We start from the raw sequence: 16,056 nt of genomic DNA, 5'->3' as shown, positions 1-16,056 counted from the left end.
CATTCCATTGCAACGATTTGCTGCCATTGACCTGCAAAAACAACGGAGTTACGCAACAAGTCAGTTGTCTATTCCATAAACGCAACGTAGCTTTTCATTCATCAGAAACACCCGGTCGCACCTACCGAAAGAGACGGACCCCATGCAGAAGTTCTCCACCCCCACCCCCGTCACCGCCGTCCTCGACGTCCCCGCGGGACACATCCGCTTCATCGCCGCCGACCGCACCGACACCACCGTCGAGGTCCTCCCCGCCAACCCGTCCCACGCCGGCGACGTGAAGGCCGCGGACCGGATCACCGTCGCCTACGCAGAGGGCGACGGCATCCTGCGCATCGAAGCCGCACCGGCGAAGAACCGCGCCCTCGGCAGCTCCGGCTCCGTCGAGGTGACCGTCCAGCTGCCCGCAGGCTCCCGCATCGAAGCCAAGGCGGCGGACGCCGAGTTCCGGGGCGTCGGACGCCTCGGCGACGTCGTCATCGAGACCGCGCGCGGATCGGTCAAGCTCGACGAGAGCGCGGACAGCCGCCTCACCCTTCAGGCCGGCGACGTCACGGTCGGCCGCCTCGGCGGCGCCGCGGCGATCAGCACCCAGAAGGGCGACCTCCACATCACCGAAGCCGTGCGCGGCGCCGTCGAACTGCGCACCGGATACGGCAACATCGCGGTCGGCGCCGCCCGCGGAGTCTCCGCCTCCCTGGACGCCGAGACCCAGCACGGCCGCGTCCACAACGCCCTGCGCAACACCGAAGGCGCCACCGCCCCCCTGCACATCCGCGCGACCACCGCCTACGGCGACATCACCGCCGCCGGCCTCTGAACCCCGCGCACCGCACCACCCCGCGCACCGCACCGCGCAGTTCCCACCGAAGACCGGCCGCAGGCCCTAGCCTGATCGGCCATGCGAAAGATCATCCTCATGATGTCGGTGTCCCTGGACGGATACATCGAGGACGGCGACCGGCAGATCGACTGGCACCAGGTCGACGACGAACTGCACCGCCACCTCAACGACGAGATCCGCGCCATGGGCGGCCTCCTCGAAGGCCGCACGACCTACGAACTGATGGAGGACTACTGGTCCACGGCCGACACCGACCCCGCCGACACCGGCCCCACGGCCGACTTCGCCCGCATCTGGCGGGACACCCCCAAGTACGTCTACTCGCGCACCCTCCAACAGGCCGGCCCCAACGCCACGATCGTCCGTGACGTCGTCCCCGAAGAGGTCGCCGCCCTCAAGGCCGCTCCCGGCGGCGACCTCGGCCTCGGCGGCGCCCACCTGGCCGCCTCCTTCCTGGCCCACGACCTGGTGGACGCCTACCGCATCTACGTCCACCCGGTACGCATCGGCCGCGGCACCCCCCTCTTCCTCCCCGTGGACACCCCACCGGCCCCGCTGCACCTGGAAGGCACCCACACCTTCACCAACGGCGTCGTCGAACTCCGCTACGGGCGCCAGTAGGACCCGTAAGGCCGTAGGAACCGGAAGGAACCGCACGGTCCCGGCGAGGGGCGTCAGGGACCCCCGACACGCCCCCGACACCGCCCCGTCGGTGATCTGTCGGGCCCCGCCGAGCCCTGTCGGTCCGCTGTCGGCGCTCCACGGGCGAGGCCTGCCACCTTTCGGAGAGACGGCCGGGACCCCCGGCCGCCCACCCGAAGGAGCCCCCATGCCCACCACACCCAGCACCCCCACCCGCACGCCGGTCACCATCATCGGCGCGGGCCTAGGCGGCCTCACCCTGGCCCGCGTCCTCCACCTCCACGGCATCCCCTCCACCGTCTACGAGGCGGAAGCCTCCCCGGCGGCCCGCGCACAGGGCGGCCTGCTCGACATCCACGACTACAACGGGCAGCTCGCCCTCCGAGCGGCCGACCTCATGGACGAGTTCCACGCCATCGTCCTGGAAGGCCGCCAGGCCATGCGCGTCCTCCAGCCGGACGGCACCGTCGTGCTGGACAAGCCGGACGACGGCACCGGCGGCCGCCCCGAGGTCCTGCGCAGCGAACTGCGCCGGATCCTCCTCGACTCGCTCCCGCCCGGCACCGTCCGCTGGGGCCGCAAGGTCAGCGGCGCCCGCACCCTCGGCGAAGGCCGCCACGAAGTGACCTTCGCCGACGGCGCCACCCTCACCACCAGCCTGCTGGTCGGCGCGGACGGCGCCTGGTCACGGGTCCGCCCGCTGCTTTCCCCCACCACGCCCCGGTACACCGGCACCTCGGTCGTCGAGACGTACCTCTTCGACGCCGACACCCGCCACCCGGCCACCGCCAAGGCCGTCGGCGGCGGCATGCTGATCGCCCCCGCCCCCGGCAACGAGATCTTCGCCCACCGCGAGCGCGGCGACACCCTGCACGCCTACGTGGCCCTGACCAGGCCGCTGGACTGGTTCGACGCCATCGACTTCACCGACCCCACCGCCGCCACCGCACGCATCGCCCGCGAATTCGACGGCTGGGCACCGGAACTCACGGCCCTGATCACCGCCACCGACACCGCCCCGGTCCTGCGCCCGCACCACGCCCTCCCGACCGGCCACCACTGGGACCGCGTTCCGGGCACCACCCTCCTCGGCGACGCGGCCCACCTCGCCGCCCCGAACGGCGAAGGCGCCAACCTCGCCATGCTCGACGGCGCCGACCTCGCCCAGGCCCTCGCCGCCCACCCCGACGACACCGAAGCCGCCCTCGCCGCCTACGAACGCACCCTGTTCCCCCGCAGCGCCGAGGAGGCCACCTTCGAAGGCGTGCACCTCACCGACATCTTCTCCGACGACAACCCCACCCACGGCCTGCTCGACCTCCTCGCCGGCAAAGAGGTCAGCTGAGCGGGTCCAGGCCGACAAGGAGCCGGGCGACCCCGAGACCGGCGGTGAGGTATTCCTCGAAGACCCGGTTGTTCAGCGCGAAGGGGGATCGTTTCCGCCGGACGGTATCGACCGCTCCCGCCGTCTCCCAGCCCAGCTCGACCAGAGCCTGAGCCACAACCAGCCCGGAGCGGTTGTAGCCGGCTTTGCAGCGCACCAGAACGACCCGCCCGGCCCGGACGGCTCGTGCCGCGGTGAGGGCGAGCTGCTGGACGCCGTGGATCTGATCGGCGGTCAGCGGCCCGTCCGGTATCTCCGCGACCAGATGGTCGATGCCCGGACCGGGCCCGTGTCCGGGCCGGCTGAACAGGCTGATGACCAGATCGAACTCGGTGCCGACGACCGCCGCACGGCTCTCACCCCGGGCGTCGGCCCAAGAGTGACCACCCATCCACAGTCCGGCCGTGATCTCGTTCCAGGGGTCATGAGGTTCGGGTGCCCCATGGCCCTTCTGGCGTGTCCGCAACGGGGTCCTCCTTCCGCCCCCGCCGCCAACGATGCGTAGCTAGGCCGCCCTCGGATTACACCACCGGAGCATCACCGCCGCCGCGCCGCTCAGCGCAGATCATCCGCACGATGGCGATCTCCTGCTCGAAGTCGGGCACGTACAAGTCATTGAGGTGGATCAGCAGCTTGCGCCCACCGCGGGCCAAGTAGGCGTACGCGACCGTCTCCGGAATGTGGCTCGCCCCGCTGGTCAGGGGCTCGGTCCGGATGTCCTGGACCTCCGCCCAGGCAAACCGCCGCGTCCGGAGCGGACCGCGGAGCTCGATGCCGTCACCGTCGATCGAGGTACCACTGCGAGGAAGCGAGAAGGCCACGCCCGCGAACAACAAGACCATCAGCGCGCTCGCCGCCGCCTTGACCTGATCACTCACAAATTCCGGAAGGCCCCAGGTGAGAGTGAGGAACCCCAAAACGGATGCGCCGAAGAAGGTCAGCGTGCGGGCCGCCTTCCACCCGGTCACCCGATACCGGCGCGGCACATCCTGTATCCCCATGATCACCCCTCCTGGAAGCAGCCACTGTAGAACGGGCAGCGAACCCCGCGAAGCCGCGATGGCCCGTATGTCAAACCCCCGGTTGCCCGTTCACCCACGGGACCCCGACGGCGACAGCGGCTCGGCGTGGGTGGAAAGGCAGGGGTGACATCAGGGGACAGTCATGACATGGTCAACTCGCGTCTGGTATCTGCGACTTGGGGGCGTCATGGCAGGTAGCCCAGTGGTATTCCTTCTTGCTGCGGTATGGCTGGCGATTGCGCTGATCCCGCTGCGTTCGCCCGCTGCTCGAAGGGGCCTGGCGGCGTTCGTTCTGGGGGTGTCCGCCCTGGCGGTCATCGCCATCGGAATCCTGGCACGGCAGGCGGAGGAGAATCCCGCCCACCAGAGCGACGCCATGTGGTCGGCCATGCTGGTCGTAGGGGTACTGGTGGCTCCGGCCGCCATCGCCGCATTGGTGCGCAGGGCCCGCGTCGGCGGCGTGAGTTGAGATCCCCTAGTTGATCTTGAGGCTAGAGTGACCGGGCGTACGAGGGTCGGCTGACCGACCGTCGACGCCCGAAGCAGGAAAAGGAAACTCCGAGCGTGAAGAAGATGAAAGCCGCGGTCGTCGCGGCCGCCGTGACGGCAGGTCTGCTGATGTCCGTCGCCCCGGCTGAAGCCGCACAGTGCAAGGGGGGCGGCGGGGCCCTCTACATCTGCGAGTACGGGGTGACCGAGCACACGCTGTCCACCGGCGAAGAGGAAGAGTTCCTCATCGGCCTCGACTCCGCGGTGTGGACTCGCATGACCAGCGACGGCCACTGGGGAGGGTGGAAATCGCTGGGCGGAGTCGCCCGAAGCGGCGTGACGTACCACCCGGCCGGCTATGGCGGGATCACCGTGTGGGGCGCGGACGGCGCCATCTGGAACAGGCGCCGAACCGACGTCACCCAGGGCTGGACCCCGTGGGGAAGGGCCCTGCGGTAGAGGGCCCCCGGTCGGCGCCACTGCCAACCTGGGCCATGATCGGGGATGAAACACGGACCCGATCTGCTGACTGCTGTGAAGGTGTTGTGGGAGGAGTACCGCTCGGCTCCTTTCCCTCCGGGGCTGGCGGACGCCGGGTGCGTGCACACCTGATTGACACGATGAGGGCATGGGCTCTGGCCTACTGGATCGCGGGCCCAATGCCCGTCGGCCGCCGACGCCAGGTTGTGCCGTGCATGGGCACACCGCCCCTTGCAGTGCATCAACCGGCGTCGGGCGTCGGCGACGGCGAACACGGAGACGAGCACCCGGAAGGCACCTTCCACAGCGCCCCTCCGGGGCGAGCGCAGAGAACCGGACCGACCGACCGACCGCCCGCGGAGCGGACAAAAACGGATGGCCGGGCGCACGCGTGGCCCGTCAGGATGCCCGCATGACCTTGCTGCCCACCCCCGAGCTGCGCACGGCCCGCCTGCGCCTGCGGCCCTTCACCGACGCCGACGCGGCGCCGCTGTACGCCCTGCACAGCAGCGCCCACGTGCTGCGTTACTGGGACTCCCCGCCGTGGACCGACCCGGCCCGCGCCCAGCGCTTCCTCACGACCTGCCGCACGATGGAGGAGGAAGGCACCGGAGCACGCGTGGCCATCGACCGCGCCCCCGACGGCGAGTTCATCGGCTGGTGCGGCCTGCACCAGTGGAACCCCGACTTCCGCAGCGCCTCCCTGGGCTACGTCTTCGCCCCCACCGCCTGGGGCCACGGCTACGCCACGGAAACCGCGCACGCCGTCCTGCGCTGGGCCTTCGACACCCTGGACCTCAACCGCGTCCAAGCCGAAACCGATACCCGCAACCTGGCATCCGCCCGAGTCCTGGAAAAACTCGGCTTCGTCCGCGAAGGCACCCTCCGCGAAGACTGCATCGTCAACGGCGACGTCTCCGACTCCTGGATCTTCGGCCTCCTCCGCCGCGACTGGCACCCCGCCTGACCGGCCGGCCCCGTCCTTCACCGTCACGCCGGAAGCACTGCGGCCGACCACGTGCGGAGACCGAGCGGCCCCTCTCCGTTCGCGCGCCGACTCGGCAAGATCCAAACGGCTAGGCACCGACCGCTGCTGAACACATCGGGGTGTCCGTACGCACCCCGCGCCGGATCATCAGCGACCTCACCAACCGTCTGGGAGCGACACGGAAGAGCTCGGCCCCGCCCCAGGCCGAGGCCCCGGCCCAGGGCCTGGTGTGCGGTCAGCCTCCTACTCGTGACTGCCGCCACCCGCCCCTTCGCCACCGTCCCCCGCGCCACGGCCTCCACCCGGCACGGCGGCACCGTCACCCGACACGACGGCGCCGTCACCCGACACGACAACCCGGCGGCCGAGCGCAAGACGCATCAGATGGGCGTTGCCCTGCACCCGGGCACCGGCGGCGTCCGTCAGGACATCCTCCAGCCCTACCCGGCTCTCCAGACCGCAGGCCAGCGCCCTGTCCAGTACAGGCCACGTGCTGTCCCCGTCCCCGTGCAACAACACGGGGACGGCCAGGCCGGCCCCGTGCAGCACCGAAAAGATCCGATCCGCTTCGTCCAACGCACGCTGCCGTGGCATGCCGATGACCTCCACCAGCACACGGACGCACGAGGTGGCCGCCGAGCTGTTGAGAAGAAGGTGCGCATCGGCTACCGACCAGACGCCGGCCTCGACTCCGACGCCCATCCCACCCAGCACGTGCGCCATCTCACCGAAGCCCGGTTCGCTCACGTTCAGCGACACGAAGTCCGGCAGTGCGTCCTGCCGCCATCGCGTGACCAGCTCCAGTCGCCGCGACACGTCCCCATCCGTGATCCAGAGGCCAGTCGACACCCCCACCGGCAGCCGACAAGCCGCACGTACCGCACCGACGGCGTCCCCGATGCACCAGCTTTCAAGGCTTTCGCGCCCCGATCTGTCCCTGGGATGCATGTGAATGCTGCTTGCACCTTCAGCCGCCACCGCGGCCGCTTGGGCCGCCAGTTGCCGAGGGCTGAGGGGGACATCATCGTGCTCGCTACGGGTCCGGCGACCGTTCAGGCAGGCTTGGATCACTCGCGGGATCCTGCCCCGGCCTCCCGCCTCGTATCCCCGTGCCGGTGATCGCGATGCCGACAGTGTCCTCGACCAGCAGGAGGCCGAGCCACTCGCGGTCGCGCATCGCGAACTCCGCTCGGCGTCAGGCGGGACGCGGTGGCCGGCGCGGTGCGGACGCGCAGCGGACGCAGGTGGTCGCGGCCGGACGGATTTCCAGGCGCTCCGGCGCAATCGTGCCACCGCAACCCTCACACCGTCCGTACTCTCCCTGTTCGAGCCGTTCCAGCGCCCGGTCCAGTTCTTCCAGGTGTTCGGCCGCCCGCGCCATCAGTGTGGCCACGTGGGCCCGCTCGAAGGCGGTACTGCCCCCCTCCGGGTCGTGCTCGTCGTCGACCGCGACCAAGGCATTCGCCGCGACGATCCCGTCGAAGTCGCGGCCAAGGGCAGCCGCCCGCGCGAGGGTGTCGGCGCGATCGGCCGCGAGGCGTGCACGGGCGGTCGCGAACTCGGACGGGCCTTGCTCGTCACGTCCTGCCTGAGTCATGTTCGGGACAGCGCCTTCCCCAGATCGTCGCGGGTCACGTTCGAGTGCCCAAGGACGTGGGCGGCGGCAGTCCGGCCTGCACCGCCCGTCGTCCCCATGCTCGCGCGCCCCCGCTGCATCGCAAGCCGTGAGCCGTAAGCCCGGCCAGGAGGGTACGGGTACGTACCCGCACCTGGCCTGGAACGGTACGACCCCACCTCCGCCGAGCAGCACGCGCACACGCCGAGGCGGGCTGGTTCATCTACGCCCCCGCCGTGACGAGCCTCGCCCCGCTCGGCTGGAACCGATCCGTCGCCGTATTGATCTCTACCTGCGAGATCCGTTCGATACCGCGTTCGAGATCCTTCAGTCTGCACCGGAGTCCCCAGTGAAACACCGTTCCGCCACGTTCTGCGCCGCCCTCGTCCTGTCCGCCGTCGCGGCGTTGTCCGGCTGTTCCAGCGACGGAGATCCCGTCTCCTTCGCCCCGAAGGAGACGGCGAAGCCGGGGGAGAGCAAGGCCCCGAGCGACGTACGGATGCCGACCAACCCGCGCGAGTGGACGACGCAGCGGGAACTGCCCGACGGGACCCGCGTGGTGCGCACCGACCTGACGGGACCGAAGTCCGGCTTCACCGGCCGGGTATGGGCCTGGGTGCCGAAGCAGTACGGCAAGCCCGAGTACAAGGACAGCGCCTTCCCGGTGCTGATGGCGCTGCCCGGCGCCGTGGGCTACCCGACGAACTACTTCTTCTCCAAGGAGTTCCGCCTCCAGGAGCGGATCGGGGAGGCGGCCGACAAGGGCGAGAGCCTGCCCTTCATCGTGGTCATGCCGGTCCTCAACGCCAACAAGGACACCTACTACGACGGCAGTGACATACCGGGGCAGCCCAAGATGGGCACCTGGATCTCGGACGACGTCCCGGACCTGGTGCGGGAGAACTTCCGCACCTACGCCGACCCGAAGGGCTGGGGCTTCTTCGGCTCCTCCTCCGGCGGCTACGTGGGCATGAAGATGGTGCTCCAGTACCCCGAGCGGTTCAGCGTGGCGATCGCCGGCGGGCCCGACGCGGCCCCCGATTCCCCGCTGTGGAACGGCCACCCGAAGGAGAAGCAGGAGAACAGCCCCGCCTGGCTGGCGGAGCAGCTGATCAAGAAGAGCGGCGGCGCGGGCGGCCCCTCGAGCAGCCCGTCGAGCAGCGCCAAGACCGGTTCCAAGAGCAGCCCCAAGAGCACGCCGAAGAGCAGCCCCTCGACCAGCGCCCCGACCGGCCCGTCGACCGGTCCCACCACCGCCCACAAGGTATCGATCTCCTTCCTCATGGGCACGAAGGAGCCCAAGTCGGAGGTCGCGGCCCTCGACAAGCTCCGCCAGGACATCACCAAGGGCCCGATCGAGACCAAGGTGACCTCTTTCGAGGGCGGCCACGACGGCTACAAGTACACGGACACCCTGTTCAACGGTGACCTGAAGTGGATGAGCGACCGCATGCGCGGCCCGGTCGCCGTGAAGTGACCGTCCGCAGGAGCAGACGACCAGCGCCACCAACGGTCCTCGCTGCCACGCCCCGGAGGGGTGTCGCTCACGGCAGGGGGAGGCCGGTGGGCGGCGGGGTCGGCCACGGTGCAGGCGTGCTCGCCGACGGTGTCCGGGGGTACTCGTATCGTGGCGGACTCCATGTGGGCGCGGGCTCCGGCGCGAACGGGCCTGCCCGGGGTGCCATGAGGAACAGCACCGTCCCTGCGAGGAGTGGAATCAGGATGATCAGCACGAGCCCCATGGGGTTGCGCGGGGTCTCTCGTTGATGGCCGCGACAAAGACGGTCGCCTCGTAGCGAACCGCAAAGCCCTTCGGCGTGGCAGACGCCTTGATGCCGTCCGCGCCACGCTCGCGCCGAGCGCGACGGGAACGAAGTGTGTTCTCCTTCCCTGCCCCTAAGGTAGGAAACAAATAAATTCGAATGCATGGCCGGGTGGGGTCGGGGCACACGGTGTCTCGGAGGTAATAACTATGGTTCCCCTGCTTCTTGTTCTTCTGCTGGCTCTGATTCTCTTCGGCGCGGGATTCGCGGTGAAGATTCTCTGGTGGGTCGCGATCGCGGTCCTGGTCCTGTGGCTCATCGGCTTCGTCGCCCGTCCGAAGGGCGGGAGCGGACGCTGGTACCGCTGGTAGCGGCGCCGCAACCTCGCAGATGTACGCTGCACGGCGGTGGCGTGCCCCCCATGCGAATGGGGGGCACGCCACCGCCGTTTCTGCATGTCCCCGGGTCCTGAAATCCGGCAACGGGGGTATCCGCGAGACAGCCGGGATGGCCGTCGTGACGCAGCAGGGAACCTGCTCACCTCCACTGATCGACGGCCATCCCGGCGCGAACGCCAGCTGCCGCCGATCATCCGAACACGAAATTGCGAAACCCTGTTTGGGAGATTCCCTGCCGGTCATACGGGCCTCGTAACGCTTTTCGACGAACAGGGAGTGATCAGCTGTGTCTGGTGAGCAGAAGACCAAGGCGATGGGCGAGCAGGCCAAGGGCAAGCTCAAGGAGACCGCCGGTCACGTCACGGGTAACGAGCGGCTGACCGCCGAAGGCCGGGCCGAGCAGGCTGCGGGCGACGCGCGCCAGGCCAAGGAGAAGGTCAAGGACACCTTCAAGCACTGACCTTCACGGGACGGGGCCGGGACCACCGAGGGTGGTCCCGGCCCCGTCCCGTGTGCGCACGCCCGCGGTAGCGAAGGAAGCAGCGAGTGCAGGCCCCACCCCACCCGAGACGGGTGCGGGTACGCCCCGACCCGGGCGGAGCAGGACGAGCTGGATGATGAGCTCGACCGTCGCCTCGCCCAGATGCAGCGTCCGTCACCGTCCTCGATCTGGATCTGCCGACCGCGCTCGCCGTTGCGCGGCAGGAGACCCGGGCGACTGCCCACAGCCGACATCACCGCGTTGAACTGCAATAACGGGGAAGTGGAAGGGGAACTGCTTGTCCATCGTGTGGAGTGTGAGGGCCGAGGCCGCCGCGCCCCCTGTGTAAGGAGATGGCTTCGTGACCACCGCCCCCGCGCCGATACCGGGTTCCGTTTTCGATGCCGCCTTGGACGCCGCGTACGAGACACACCGCCGGTTCCGGCACGGTGCCTTCGCCGAAGCCTGTCCCACCTGCCACGTGTCCGCAGGCGAGCTCTGCCTGGCGCGGCGCAGTGTGCACGCCGCGCGCCGCCGATCCCATCGCGCCCGCTCGCAGCCCGCCGGGGTTCCGCTGCTGGCGGCGCTGGTCCGTTGAGCCCACCCGCCGCCCCCGGTCGGTCTGCACGCCCTGGCCAACAACGCGGGCATCCGCTCGGCCGGTTCGGCCGACGGCTCGCCGAGGAGGACTTCGAGCGACTCTCGACGGTGTAGGTGAACACGCCGATCTGCGTGATCCAGCTCGGGGAGGCGAGCAGGGACCACGGGGCGCTGTCGCGGGTACTCCCGATGCCGAACTGCCCGCGCCTCCGGTCCCTCCCGTGGTGATCGCGTGTGGAGACATGGACATGGACACCAGCGGCCCCGTCACCGACGAGCTTCTGGCGGCTGCCCGCGCTCATGCCGTGGTTGTCCTGGACACCAGCGGGGTCACTTTCGCCGACTCCTCCTTCCTCAACCTTTTCCTGCGCGCCCATGCCCTCACCGACTTCCGTGTGGCCGCTGCACCGGAGCAATTGCAGCGCCTGTTGGAAATGACCTGCGCCGACACGGTCCTGCGTCTGCACCCCACCGTCGAAGCCGCCACCATCGCCACGCCGTTGGGGACCCGAGACGCCGGCTGACGGGCGAGCCCTTCGCGTATGCGCCGGCGTCCGGAGGATGCCGGCGGTCCCTTCTCCAGCGGGTGCAGCGTGCCCGGGCGGGACGGGGCTGGGCGCACGGCCCCGAAGCCGTCCCCGGTCGGTCGGCCGCACGGGGGTACCCGGTCGACGGTCGTGCCGGGCTGCGCGTCCGGCTGCTTCTGGGTGATCGGACCGAGAAGCGCGCGTGGCGCAGATGTCTTCCCCTGGCGGGGCGGTCATGCTTCCGGTCCTGTACAACCCGAATAGACCGGGCAGCCGGACCCGGCATCCCGGGCTGGAGCGGTCAGCGAGCCGGACCGCTCATGCGTGTGAGGGCTTCAACGCTCGACCAGGCACTGCCGAGGAGGGCGGTGACCAAGCCGAGCCGGCGGTTTCGGGTCTGTTTCCGGCGATGTCGATTCGGCGAGATGAAGTTCGTCCGCGGGGTCGGGATCGGTGAAGGTCGCCGACGAGCAGCCGCCGGGCAGGAGGGTGAAGCGGCTGACCGTGCCTGGGGTGGGGCCGGTGGCTGTGGGGGGCGGTGCGCGGGGGAACGGGTACGAGCGTCACGCAGTGAACGTCGGCGTGCATGTTCCGTGCTGGACGGGGCACTGGATCAGAGCTGCGATGTCGGGTCCTTTGCTCCGACGGCGAACTGCGGCCCCGCACCTCAACCCCGAGACGAGTGGCTGGGCCGCAGCGCGTGATGTGGTCGGCGGATGCCATCGCCCTGAGGGCTGCGGCGGAGGAAGCTGTCCCAACATCCACTCCGCCTTCTCCAACGGTTACCTCCCTGGCGCCAACGCCTTCGGGGGTTGAGCCCCCGGCAGCGGCCGCGGCGGATCGCAGCCTGTTTTCCCCGTTCAGGGCGTTGTGAGCATTCTTCGGCCCGGGTGTTCTGGAGTGAGTGGAGCGGGGTCGTCACCGGTTGCCGGTGTACCCGCTTCGTTGTGTCCGGGCGGCCCCTTGGCGTTCGCCCCGACGGGCGTCGCGAGCGCCGTAGCCGGCTCACGCGGCAGTGAAGCCCCGTCCCATAAGCACGCCGAGCGGGCGGGGCCACTGGGCCGCCTGCGGTGAACGCCAAGGCACGTCGCGGGTGAAGGGCCCGGTCGTCACGACCATCGACTGCGGGGCCCCGTACACGGGCCCAGGCCGTTCCGTTGATCCGGTACAGGACCTCGGAGGCGACCTTGCGGCCCGGGCCGCATACCCGCACTGCACCGCGAGGGTGCGGTCGGCGGCGTCGACCGCGAGCACGGTGGCACCCCCGGTAGGGGTTGGGGCCGACCGGTGCGGCGCCGCTCTCTACCTCCGGCGTCGTCCGAGGTCGATTACCTGATCGCCGGGCGCGCAGAAATCTGTATCCGCGGGAGTAGACATTGGGCTGTGGTGTGGTTATGGTTTCTCTCGTAACCAAGAAGGACCGCAGGGCCCGGCAGAGACGAACTGCCGGGCAGCAGTACACGCAGTTGCAGTTCGCAGGACGGTGCGGTGACGGAGTTTCGAAGCCAGGGCAGTTGCAGGACGGCGACGGGACTGGTGATCGGACCGGGTGGCCCGCAGTAATCAGGGGCCGCCGTGAGCAGTACCGCAGTTGACGCAGTACCCGTAGTGAATGAAGTTCGCAGTACCCAGCAGTGAAATCAGTGAGTGGTTCCTCGGTGAAGGCGTCGGCTGCGGACGCGCGCACCGGGAGGTTCGGCAGTGGGGTTCTAAGCCAGAGCAGACGCAGGATGGGCGACGGGGCTGGCTGCCGAAGGTGGTGCTGGGACAGGCCACCAACAGTTCGCAGGAGCAGTTTGAGCAGTACCCGCGTTACAGCAGTACCCGCGTTACAGCAGTATCCGCATCACCAGCAGTACGCAGTTCCCGTTTGGCAAGTGATTGATCCAGAGGGAAGAACGGAGGAGCCGAGCGCCATCAGGATCGCCCGGGCGAGCAGTACGACGCTCGGGTACCGCAGGACATCGATAGTGAGGTGGTCTCCGGTCACGCATACGCGATCCCCGCACCCCCGACAGCATCTCGGTCGGGTTTGCGGAAACAGGAGGCCGGCGCAGCATCAGGGCCGGCAGATGGTGTGAGCAGTTCCTTCGGGGCCCGGGTGCCAGTACGGCACCCGGGCCCCTCCACGCGTGCAACAGGAAGGTGTGATGACAGCAGACGACTCGTTCGGCCGTCTCGACGACGACGACTACCCCGCCTACACCATGGGCCGGGCCGCCGAGATGCTCGGCACCACCCAGAGCTTCCTCCGCGCCATCGGCGAGCACCGCCTCATCACCCCGCTCCGATCCGCCGGCGGACACCGCCGCTACTCGCGCTACCAGCTGCGCATCGCCGCCCGCGCCCGCGAACTCGTCGACCAGGGCGCCCCCATCGAAGCCGCCTGTCGCATCGTCATCCTCGAAGACCAGCTCGAAGAAGCCCAGCGCATCAACGCCGAACACCGTCGCGCCGCCGAATCGGCCGGTCTACCGGCCGCGGCCTGAGCCCGTGTCGGTCTTCGGAAGTTCCCCTCTGCCCACGCCTCGGCGTGGGCGTTTTGCTGTGCTGTGCGCAGGAACCAGGGCGATCACCTCCGCCTTCCGCAGGGTGCGGGAGGCGTTCATCGGCTGGAAGGCGCGAGACATGGCTACGGGAACCGTGAAGTGGTGCAACGCGGATGAGCGCTTCGGCTTCATCGCCCAGGACGGGGGCGGCCCGGACGTCTTCGCCCACCATTCGGCGATCAACTCCTCGGGCTTCCGCGAGCTGCAGGAAGGCCAGGTCGTGACGTTCGACGTCACCCAGGGCCGGGGCGGTCGGCGCGGCGGCCGTTGACGGTCGGCGTGTCCGCGGGCGCCCCTGTAGCGCTGAGCTCAGAGCGCGGGGCCCTCGGCGGCGGGCAGCATGCTCTCGATGAGGTCGGCAGCGCGTGGGGTGCCGCCCTCGGCCCGGGCGGCGGCCTGCAACTGCTTTGACCGGTCGACGCGTTCCGGATCCGTGACCAGGTCGTTCAGCGCCGCGCGAAGGGTTTCGGCGGTGGCGTCGGCGGTGTCCACACGGCGGGCGACGCCGAGCTCCACGAGCCGGTCGGCGTTCATGAACTGCTCGGCTCCCTGAGGCACGGCGATCATGGGAACGCCGGCGAGGAGCCCTTCGCCACAGCTGCCCATGCCGGCGTGGGTGACGAAGGCGTCGGCCTGTTCCAGGATGGCCCGCTGCGGGACCCAGGAGTGCACTTCGACGTTGGATGGGATGGTGCCGAGTTCCTCGGGGTCGGTGTAGCTGCCGATCTGGAGTACGACGTGCCAGCCGGGCAGGTCGCCGAAGGCCGCGATGCACTGGCGGTAGAACGCGGGCTGGCGCGTGTACGCCGAGCCGAGCGAGACCAGCAGCACCTTGTCCGCGGTCGCCGGGCGGGTCCAGCCGTCCGTGTCCGCTCGGGTGTCGGAGCAAGGGCCGACGAAGGTCATCGTGTCGGTGTCGACTCGATCGGCGTGCGGCTGCATCGCTCGCGGGATCAGGGCGAGGGCTCGGGCGGGCGGCCCGGAGAACGTGTCCACGTCCGTGGTGGTCGCACCGCAGTCGGCGAGCCACCGCGCGAACTTGTCCCGGTACGCGTCGGCGCCCGGCAGCTTCCGCAGATGCGCCGCGACTTCCTCCTGGTAGCCGTCCCAGCCGACGAACGTCGGGGACAGCTGCACGAGGGGACGGCCCTGCGCCTCGGCGAGGGCGCGCGCGGCATAGGCGCCGATGTCGTAGAGGTACAGGTCGGCCGGATCGTCGTCGTAAGCGGCGTGCAGTTGCGGGAGCGCCTGGACGGCATCGTCGAGGAAGAGGCTCGCCGCTGCGATGGGATCGGTAGGCCAGTCGTTGTCCGCGACGGGCAACGTCGAGGTGCAGCGCACCAGCTCCGCGCCGGCCGACTCGATCCGGTCGGCCGCGAACGGGTCGTTGGCGTAGGTGACCCGGTGTCCGCGGGACACCAGTTCACGGATGAGCGCGAGGCTGGGCAGGACATGGCTGACGATGGGGACGCCGACCATCGCGATATGGGCGCGGCGACGGGACATGGGCGATCACTCGTTTCTGGCGCGGGAGGGTGCGGGCGGTGTGGCCAGGACGCGGTGTCAGGGCTGGTCGATCTGCGCGGCGGCCTCCTCCAGGTCGGCGACGGTCCCCGACATGATGGTGCGTACGTGCCTGGTGATGTGCCGCACGGGCCAGTCCCACCACGCCACGGCGAGGAGCCTGGCGGTGTCCGCAGCGTCGTAGCGGGTGCGGATGAGGCGGGCGGGGTTGCCGCCGACGATGCCGTAGTCGGGGACGTCGCCCGTGACCATCGCGCCGGCGGCGATGATCGCGCCGTGGCCGATGCGTACGCCGGGCATGACCGTGGCGCCGTGGCCGAACCACACGTCGTTGCCGACGACCGTGTCGCCGCGGCCGGGCAGGTCGGTGATCAGGTCGAAGTGCTCCGCCCAGGATCCCCCCATGGTGGGGAACGGGAAGGTGGACGGTCCGTCCATGCGGTGGTTGGCGCCGTTCATGATGAACCGGGTGCCCGTCCCCAGCGCGCAGTACTTGCCGATGACGAGCCGCTCGGGCCCGTAGTGGTAGAGGACGTTGCGCGTCTCGAACGCGGTCGGGTCGTCCGGGTCGTCGTAGTAGGAGAAGTCACCGACCTCGATCAGCGGCGACTTCACCAGCGGCTTGAGCAGAACCACGCGCGAGTGCTCGGGCATCGGGTGGAGCACGGTGGGATCAGCGGGAACGGGCGGCATCGTGGAGGCGGTTCCTCTCTGGTGAGCCTAGGGCGACAACTGTCGCGTTAAGATGCT

20 protein-coding genes are annotated in these 16,056 nt (G+C 69.6%); 13 read left to right on the top strand and 7 right to left on the bottom strand.

Annotation, left to right across the window (positions count from 1 at the left end; genetic code table 11):
- Nucleotides 1-142: 142 nt before the first annotated feature.
- From ABZY31_RS22040 to ABZY31_RS22030, 3 genes are all read left to right on the top strand, one after another.
- A complete protein-coding gene (locus ABZY31_RS22040; RefSeq protein WP_356412860.1) occupies nucleotides 143-820 on the top strand; it encodes a DUF4097 family beta strand repeat-containing protein in 678 nt (225 codons plus the stop codon).
- An 81-nt stretch (nucleotides 821-901) separates the two neighbouring features.
- On the top strand, nucleotides 902-1,465 hold the full coding sequence (locus ABZY31_RS22035; protein ID WP_356412858.1) for a dihydrofolate reductase family protein: 564 nt from the start codon (nucleotides 902-904) through the stop codon (nucleotides 1,463-1,465).
- Between the two features lie 208 nt (nucleotides 1,466-1,673).
- Nucleotides 1,674-2,831, top strand: coding sequence for an NAD(P)/FAD-dependent oxidoreductase (locus ABZY31_RS22030; protein WP_356412856.1), 1,158 nt, complete (start codon nucleotides 1,674-1,676; stop codon nucleotides 2,829-2,831).
- On the opposite strand, the gene ABZY31_RS22025 is transcribed toward ABZY31_RS22030, so the two are convergent.
- Nucleotides 2,824-3,261 (bottom strand): protein phosphatase, encoded by a 438-nt coding sequence (locus ABZY31_RS22025; RefSeq protein ID WP_356412854.1) that lies wholly within the window; start codon nucleotides 3,259-3,261, stop codon nucleotides 2,824-2,826. The two genes, ABZY31_RS22030 and ABZY31_RS22025, sit on opposite strands and share 8 nt — an antisense overlap.
- A 130-nt stretch (nucleotides 3,262-3,391) precedes the next feature.
- Nucleotides 3,392-3,871 (bottom strand): PH domain-containing protein, encoded by a 480-nt coding sequence (locus ABZY31_RS22020; protein WP_356412852.1) that lies wholly within the window; start codon nucleotides 3,869-3,871, stop codon nucleotides 3,392-3,394.
- Nucleotides 3,872-4,190: 319 nt separating this feature from the next.
- On the opposite strand from ABZY31_RS22020, the gene ABZY31_RS22015 reads away from it, so the two are divergent.
- Nucleotides 4,191-4,361, top strand: a complete 171-nt coding sequence (locus ABZY31_RS22015) for a hypothetical protein (RefSeq protein ID WP_356412850.1) — start codon at nucleotides 4,191-4,193, stop codon at nucleotides 4,359-4,361.
- 95 nt (nucleotides 4,362-4,456) lie between these two features.
- Nucleotides 4,457-4,840 carry a hypothetical protein gene (locus ABZY31_RS22010; protein ID WP_356412849.1) on the top strand — a complete coding sequence of 128 codons (384 nt, stop codon included), beginning with the start codon at nucleotides 4,457-4,459 and terminating at the stop codon, nucleotides 4,838-4,840.
- Here ABZY31_RS22010 and ABZY31_RS22005 read toward each other — a convergent pair.
- A complete protein-coding gene (locus ABZY31_RS22005; protein ID WP_356412847.1) occupies nucleotides 4,738-5,166 on the bottom strand; it encodes a DUF5958 family protein in 429 nt (142 codons plus the stop codon). The two genes, ABZY31_RS22010 and ABZY31_RS22005, sit on opposite strands and share 103 nt — an antisense overlap.
- Before the next feature lie 107 nt (nucleotides 5,167-5,273).
- Here ABZY31_RS22005 and ABZY31_RS22000 point away from each other — a divergent pair, with 107 nt between their 5' ends.
- The gene (locus ABZY31_RS22000; protein WP_356412845.1) at nucleotides 5,274-5,828 is read left to right on the top strand and encodes a GNAT family N-acetyltransferase; all 555 of its coding nucleotides are present in this window, start codon (nucleotides 5,274-5,276) and stop codon (nucleotides 5,826-5,828) included.
- Nucleotides 5,829-6,092: 264 nt separating this feature from the next.
- Here ABZY31_RS22000 and ABZY31_RS21995 read toward each other — a convergent pair whose 3' ends face one another.
- Nucleotides 6,093-6,920, bottom strand: coding sequence for a 3-keto-5-aminohexanoate cleavage protein (locus ABZY31_RS21995; RefSeq protein WP_356412844.1), 828 nt, complete (start codon nucleotides 6,918-6,920; stop codon nucleotides 6,093-6,095).
- A 124-nt stretch (nucleotides 6,921-7,044) separates the two neighbouring features.
- Entirely contained in the window at nucleotides 7,045-7,446 is a 402-nt protein-coding gene (locus tag ABZY31_RS21990; RefSeq protein ID WP_356412842.1) for a TraR/DksA C4-type zinc finger protein, read from the bottom strand.
- Nucleotides 7,447-7,813: 367 nt separating this feature from the next.
- Between ABZY31_RS21990 and ABZY31_RS21985 the strand changes: the two genes are divergently transcribed.
- The 7 genes from ABZY31_RS21985 to ABZY31_RS21955 all read left to right on the top strand — a co-directional run bounded on the left by ABZY31_RS21985 (nucleotide 7,814) and on the right by ABZY31_RS21955 (nucleotide 14,053).
- The gene (locus ABZY31_RS21985) at nucleotides 7,814-8,941 is read left to right on the top strand and encodes an alpha/beta hydrolase-fold protein (protein ID WP_356412840.1); all 1,128 of its coding nucleotides are present in this window, start codon (nucleotides 7,814-7,816) and stop codon (nucleotides 8,939-8,941) included.
- A gap of 495 nt (nucleotides 8,942-9,436) precedes the next feature.
- Nucleotides 9,437-9,598 (top strand): hypothetical protein, encoded by a 162-nt coding sequence (locus ABZY31_RS21980; RefSeq protein ID WP_037792689.1) that lies wholly within the window; start codon nucleotides 9,437-9,439, stop codon nucleotides 9,596-9,598.
- A gap of 313 nt (nucleotides 9,599-9,911) precedes the next feature.
- Nucleotides 9,912-10,085 (top strand): CsbD family protein, encoded by a 174-nt coding sequence (locus tag ABZY31_RS21975; RefSeq protein WP_356412839.1) that lies wholly within the window; start codon nucleotides 9,912-9,914, stop codon nucleotides 10,083-10,085.
- A 382-nt stretch (nucleotides 10,086-10,467) separates the two neighbouring features.
- Entirely contained in the window at nucleotides 10,468-10,704 is a 237-nt protein-coding gene (locus tag ABZY31_RS21970; RefSeq protein WP_356412837.1) for a hypothetical protein, read from the top strand.
- Between the two features lie 244 nt (nucleotides 10,705-10,948).
- Nucleotides 10,949-11,230 carry an STAS domain-containing protein gene (locus ABZY31_RS21965; RefSeq protein ID WP_356412836.1) on the top strand — a complete coding sequence of 94 codons (282 nt, stop codon included), beginning with the start codon at nucleotides 10,949-10,951 and terminating at the stop codon, nucleotides 11,228-11,230.
- A 2,153-nt stretch (nucleotides 11,231-13,383) separates the two neighbouring features.
- A complete protein-coding gene (locus ABZY31_RS21960; protein WP_356412834.1) occupies nucleotides 13,384-13,722 on the top strand; it encodes a MerR family transcriptional regulator in 339 nt (112 codons plus the stop codon).
- A 139-nt stretch (nucleotides 13,723-13,861) separates the two neighbouring features.
- Entirely contained in the window at nucleotides 13,862-14,053 is a 192-nt protein-coding gene (locus ABZY31_RS21955; RefSeq protein WP_356412833.1) for a cold-shock protein, read from the top strand.
- Nucleotides 14,054-14,091: 38 nt separating this feature from the next.
- Here ABZY31_RS21955 and ABZY31_RS21950 read toward each other — a convergent pair whose 3' ends face one another.
- Both ABZY31_RS21950 and ABZY31_RS21945 read right to left on the bottom strand, forming a co-directional pair.
- Nucleotides 14,092-15,288, bottom strand: coding sequence for a macrolide family glycosyltransferase (locus ABZY31_RS21950; RefSeq protein WP_356412831.1), 1,197 nt, complete (start codon nucleotides 15,286-15,288; stop codon nucleotides 14,092-14,094).
- A 57-nt stretch (nucleotides 15,289-15,345) separates the two neighbouring features.
- Entirely contained in the window at nucleotides 15,346-15,999 is a 654-nt protein-coding gene (locus tag ABZY31_RS21945) for a CatB-related O-acetyltransferase (RefSeq protein ID WP_356412829.1), read from the bottom strand.
- Between the last annotated feature and the right edge of the window lie 57 nt (nucleotides 16,000-16,056).

Origin of the sequence: Streptomyces sp. NPDC006529, from assembly GCF_040611795.1 — a bacterium.
Lineage (GTDB): Bacteria > Actinomycetota > Actinomycetes > Streptomycetales > Streptomycetaceae > Streptomyces.
This window is presented reverse-complemented; position numbering and strand designations above follow the sequence as displayed.

Excerpts from the sequence above, each read along its gene's own strand:
- ABZY31_RS22040 (WP_356412860.1), top strand. The coding sequence starts at position 143 with ATGCAGAAGTTCTCCACCCCCACCCCCGTCACCGCCGTCCTCGACGTC.
- ABZY31_RS22035 (WP_356412858.1), top strand. The coding sequence starts at position 902 with ATGCGAAAGATCATCCTCATGATGTCGGTGTCCCTGGACGGATACATC.
- ABZY31_RS22030 (WP_356412856.1), top strand. The coding sequence starts at position 1,674 with ATGCCCACCACACCCAGCACCCCCACCCGCACGCCGGTCACCATCATC.
- ABZY31_RS22025 (WP_356412854.1), bottom strand. The coding sequence starts at position 3,261 with ATGGGTGGTCACTCTTGGGCCGACGCCCGGGGTGAGAGCCGTGCGGCG.
- ABZY31_RS22020 (WP_356412852.1), bottom strand. The coding sequence starts at position 3,871 with ATGGGGATACAGGATGTGCCGCGCCGGTATCGGGTGACCGGGTGGAAG.
- ABZY31_RS22000 (WP_356412845.1), top strand. The coding sequence starts at position 5,274 with ATGACCTTGCTGCCCACCCCCGAGCTGCGCACGGCCCGCCTGCGCCTG.
- ABZY31_RS21990 (WP_356412842.1), bottom strand. The coding sequence starts at position 7,446 with ATGACTCAGGCAGGACGTGACGAGCAAGGCCCGTCCGAGTTCGCGACC.
- ABZY31_RS21980 (WP_037792689.1), top strand. The coding sequence starts at position 9,437 with ATGGTTCCCCTGCTTCTTGTTCTTCTGCTGGCTCTGATTCTCTTCGGC.
- ABZY31_RS21965 (WP_356412836.1), top strand. The coding sequence starts at position 10,949 with ATGGACATGGACACCAGCGGCCCCGTCACCGACGAGCTTCTGGCGGCT.
- ABZY31_RS21960 (WP_356412834.1), top strand. The coding sequence starts at position 13,384 with ATGACAGCAGACGACTCGTTCGGCCGTCTCGACGACGACGACTACCCC.
- ABZY31_RS21955 (WP_356412833.1), top strand. The coding sequence starts at position 13,862 with ATGGCTACGGGAACCGTGAAGTGGTGCAACGCGGATGAGCGCTTCGGC.
- ABZY31_RS21950 (WP_356412831.1), bottom strand. The coding sequence starts at position 15,288 with ATGTCCCGTCGCCGCGCCCATATCGCGATGGTCGGCGTCCCCATCGTC.
- ABZY31_RS21945 (WP_356412829.1), bottom strand. The coding sequence starts at position 15,999 with ATGCCGCCCGTTCCCGCTGATCCCACCGTGCTCCACCCGATGCCCGAG.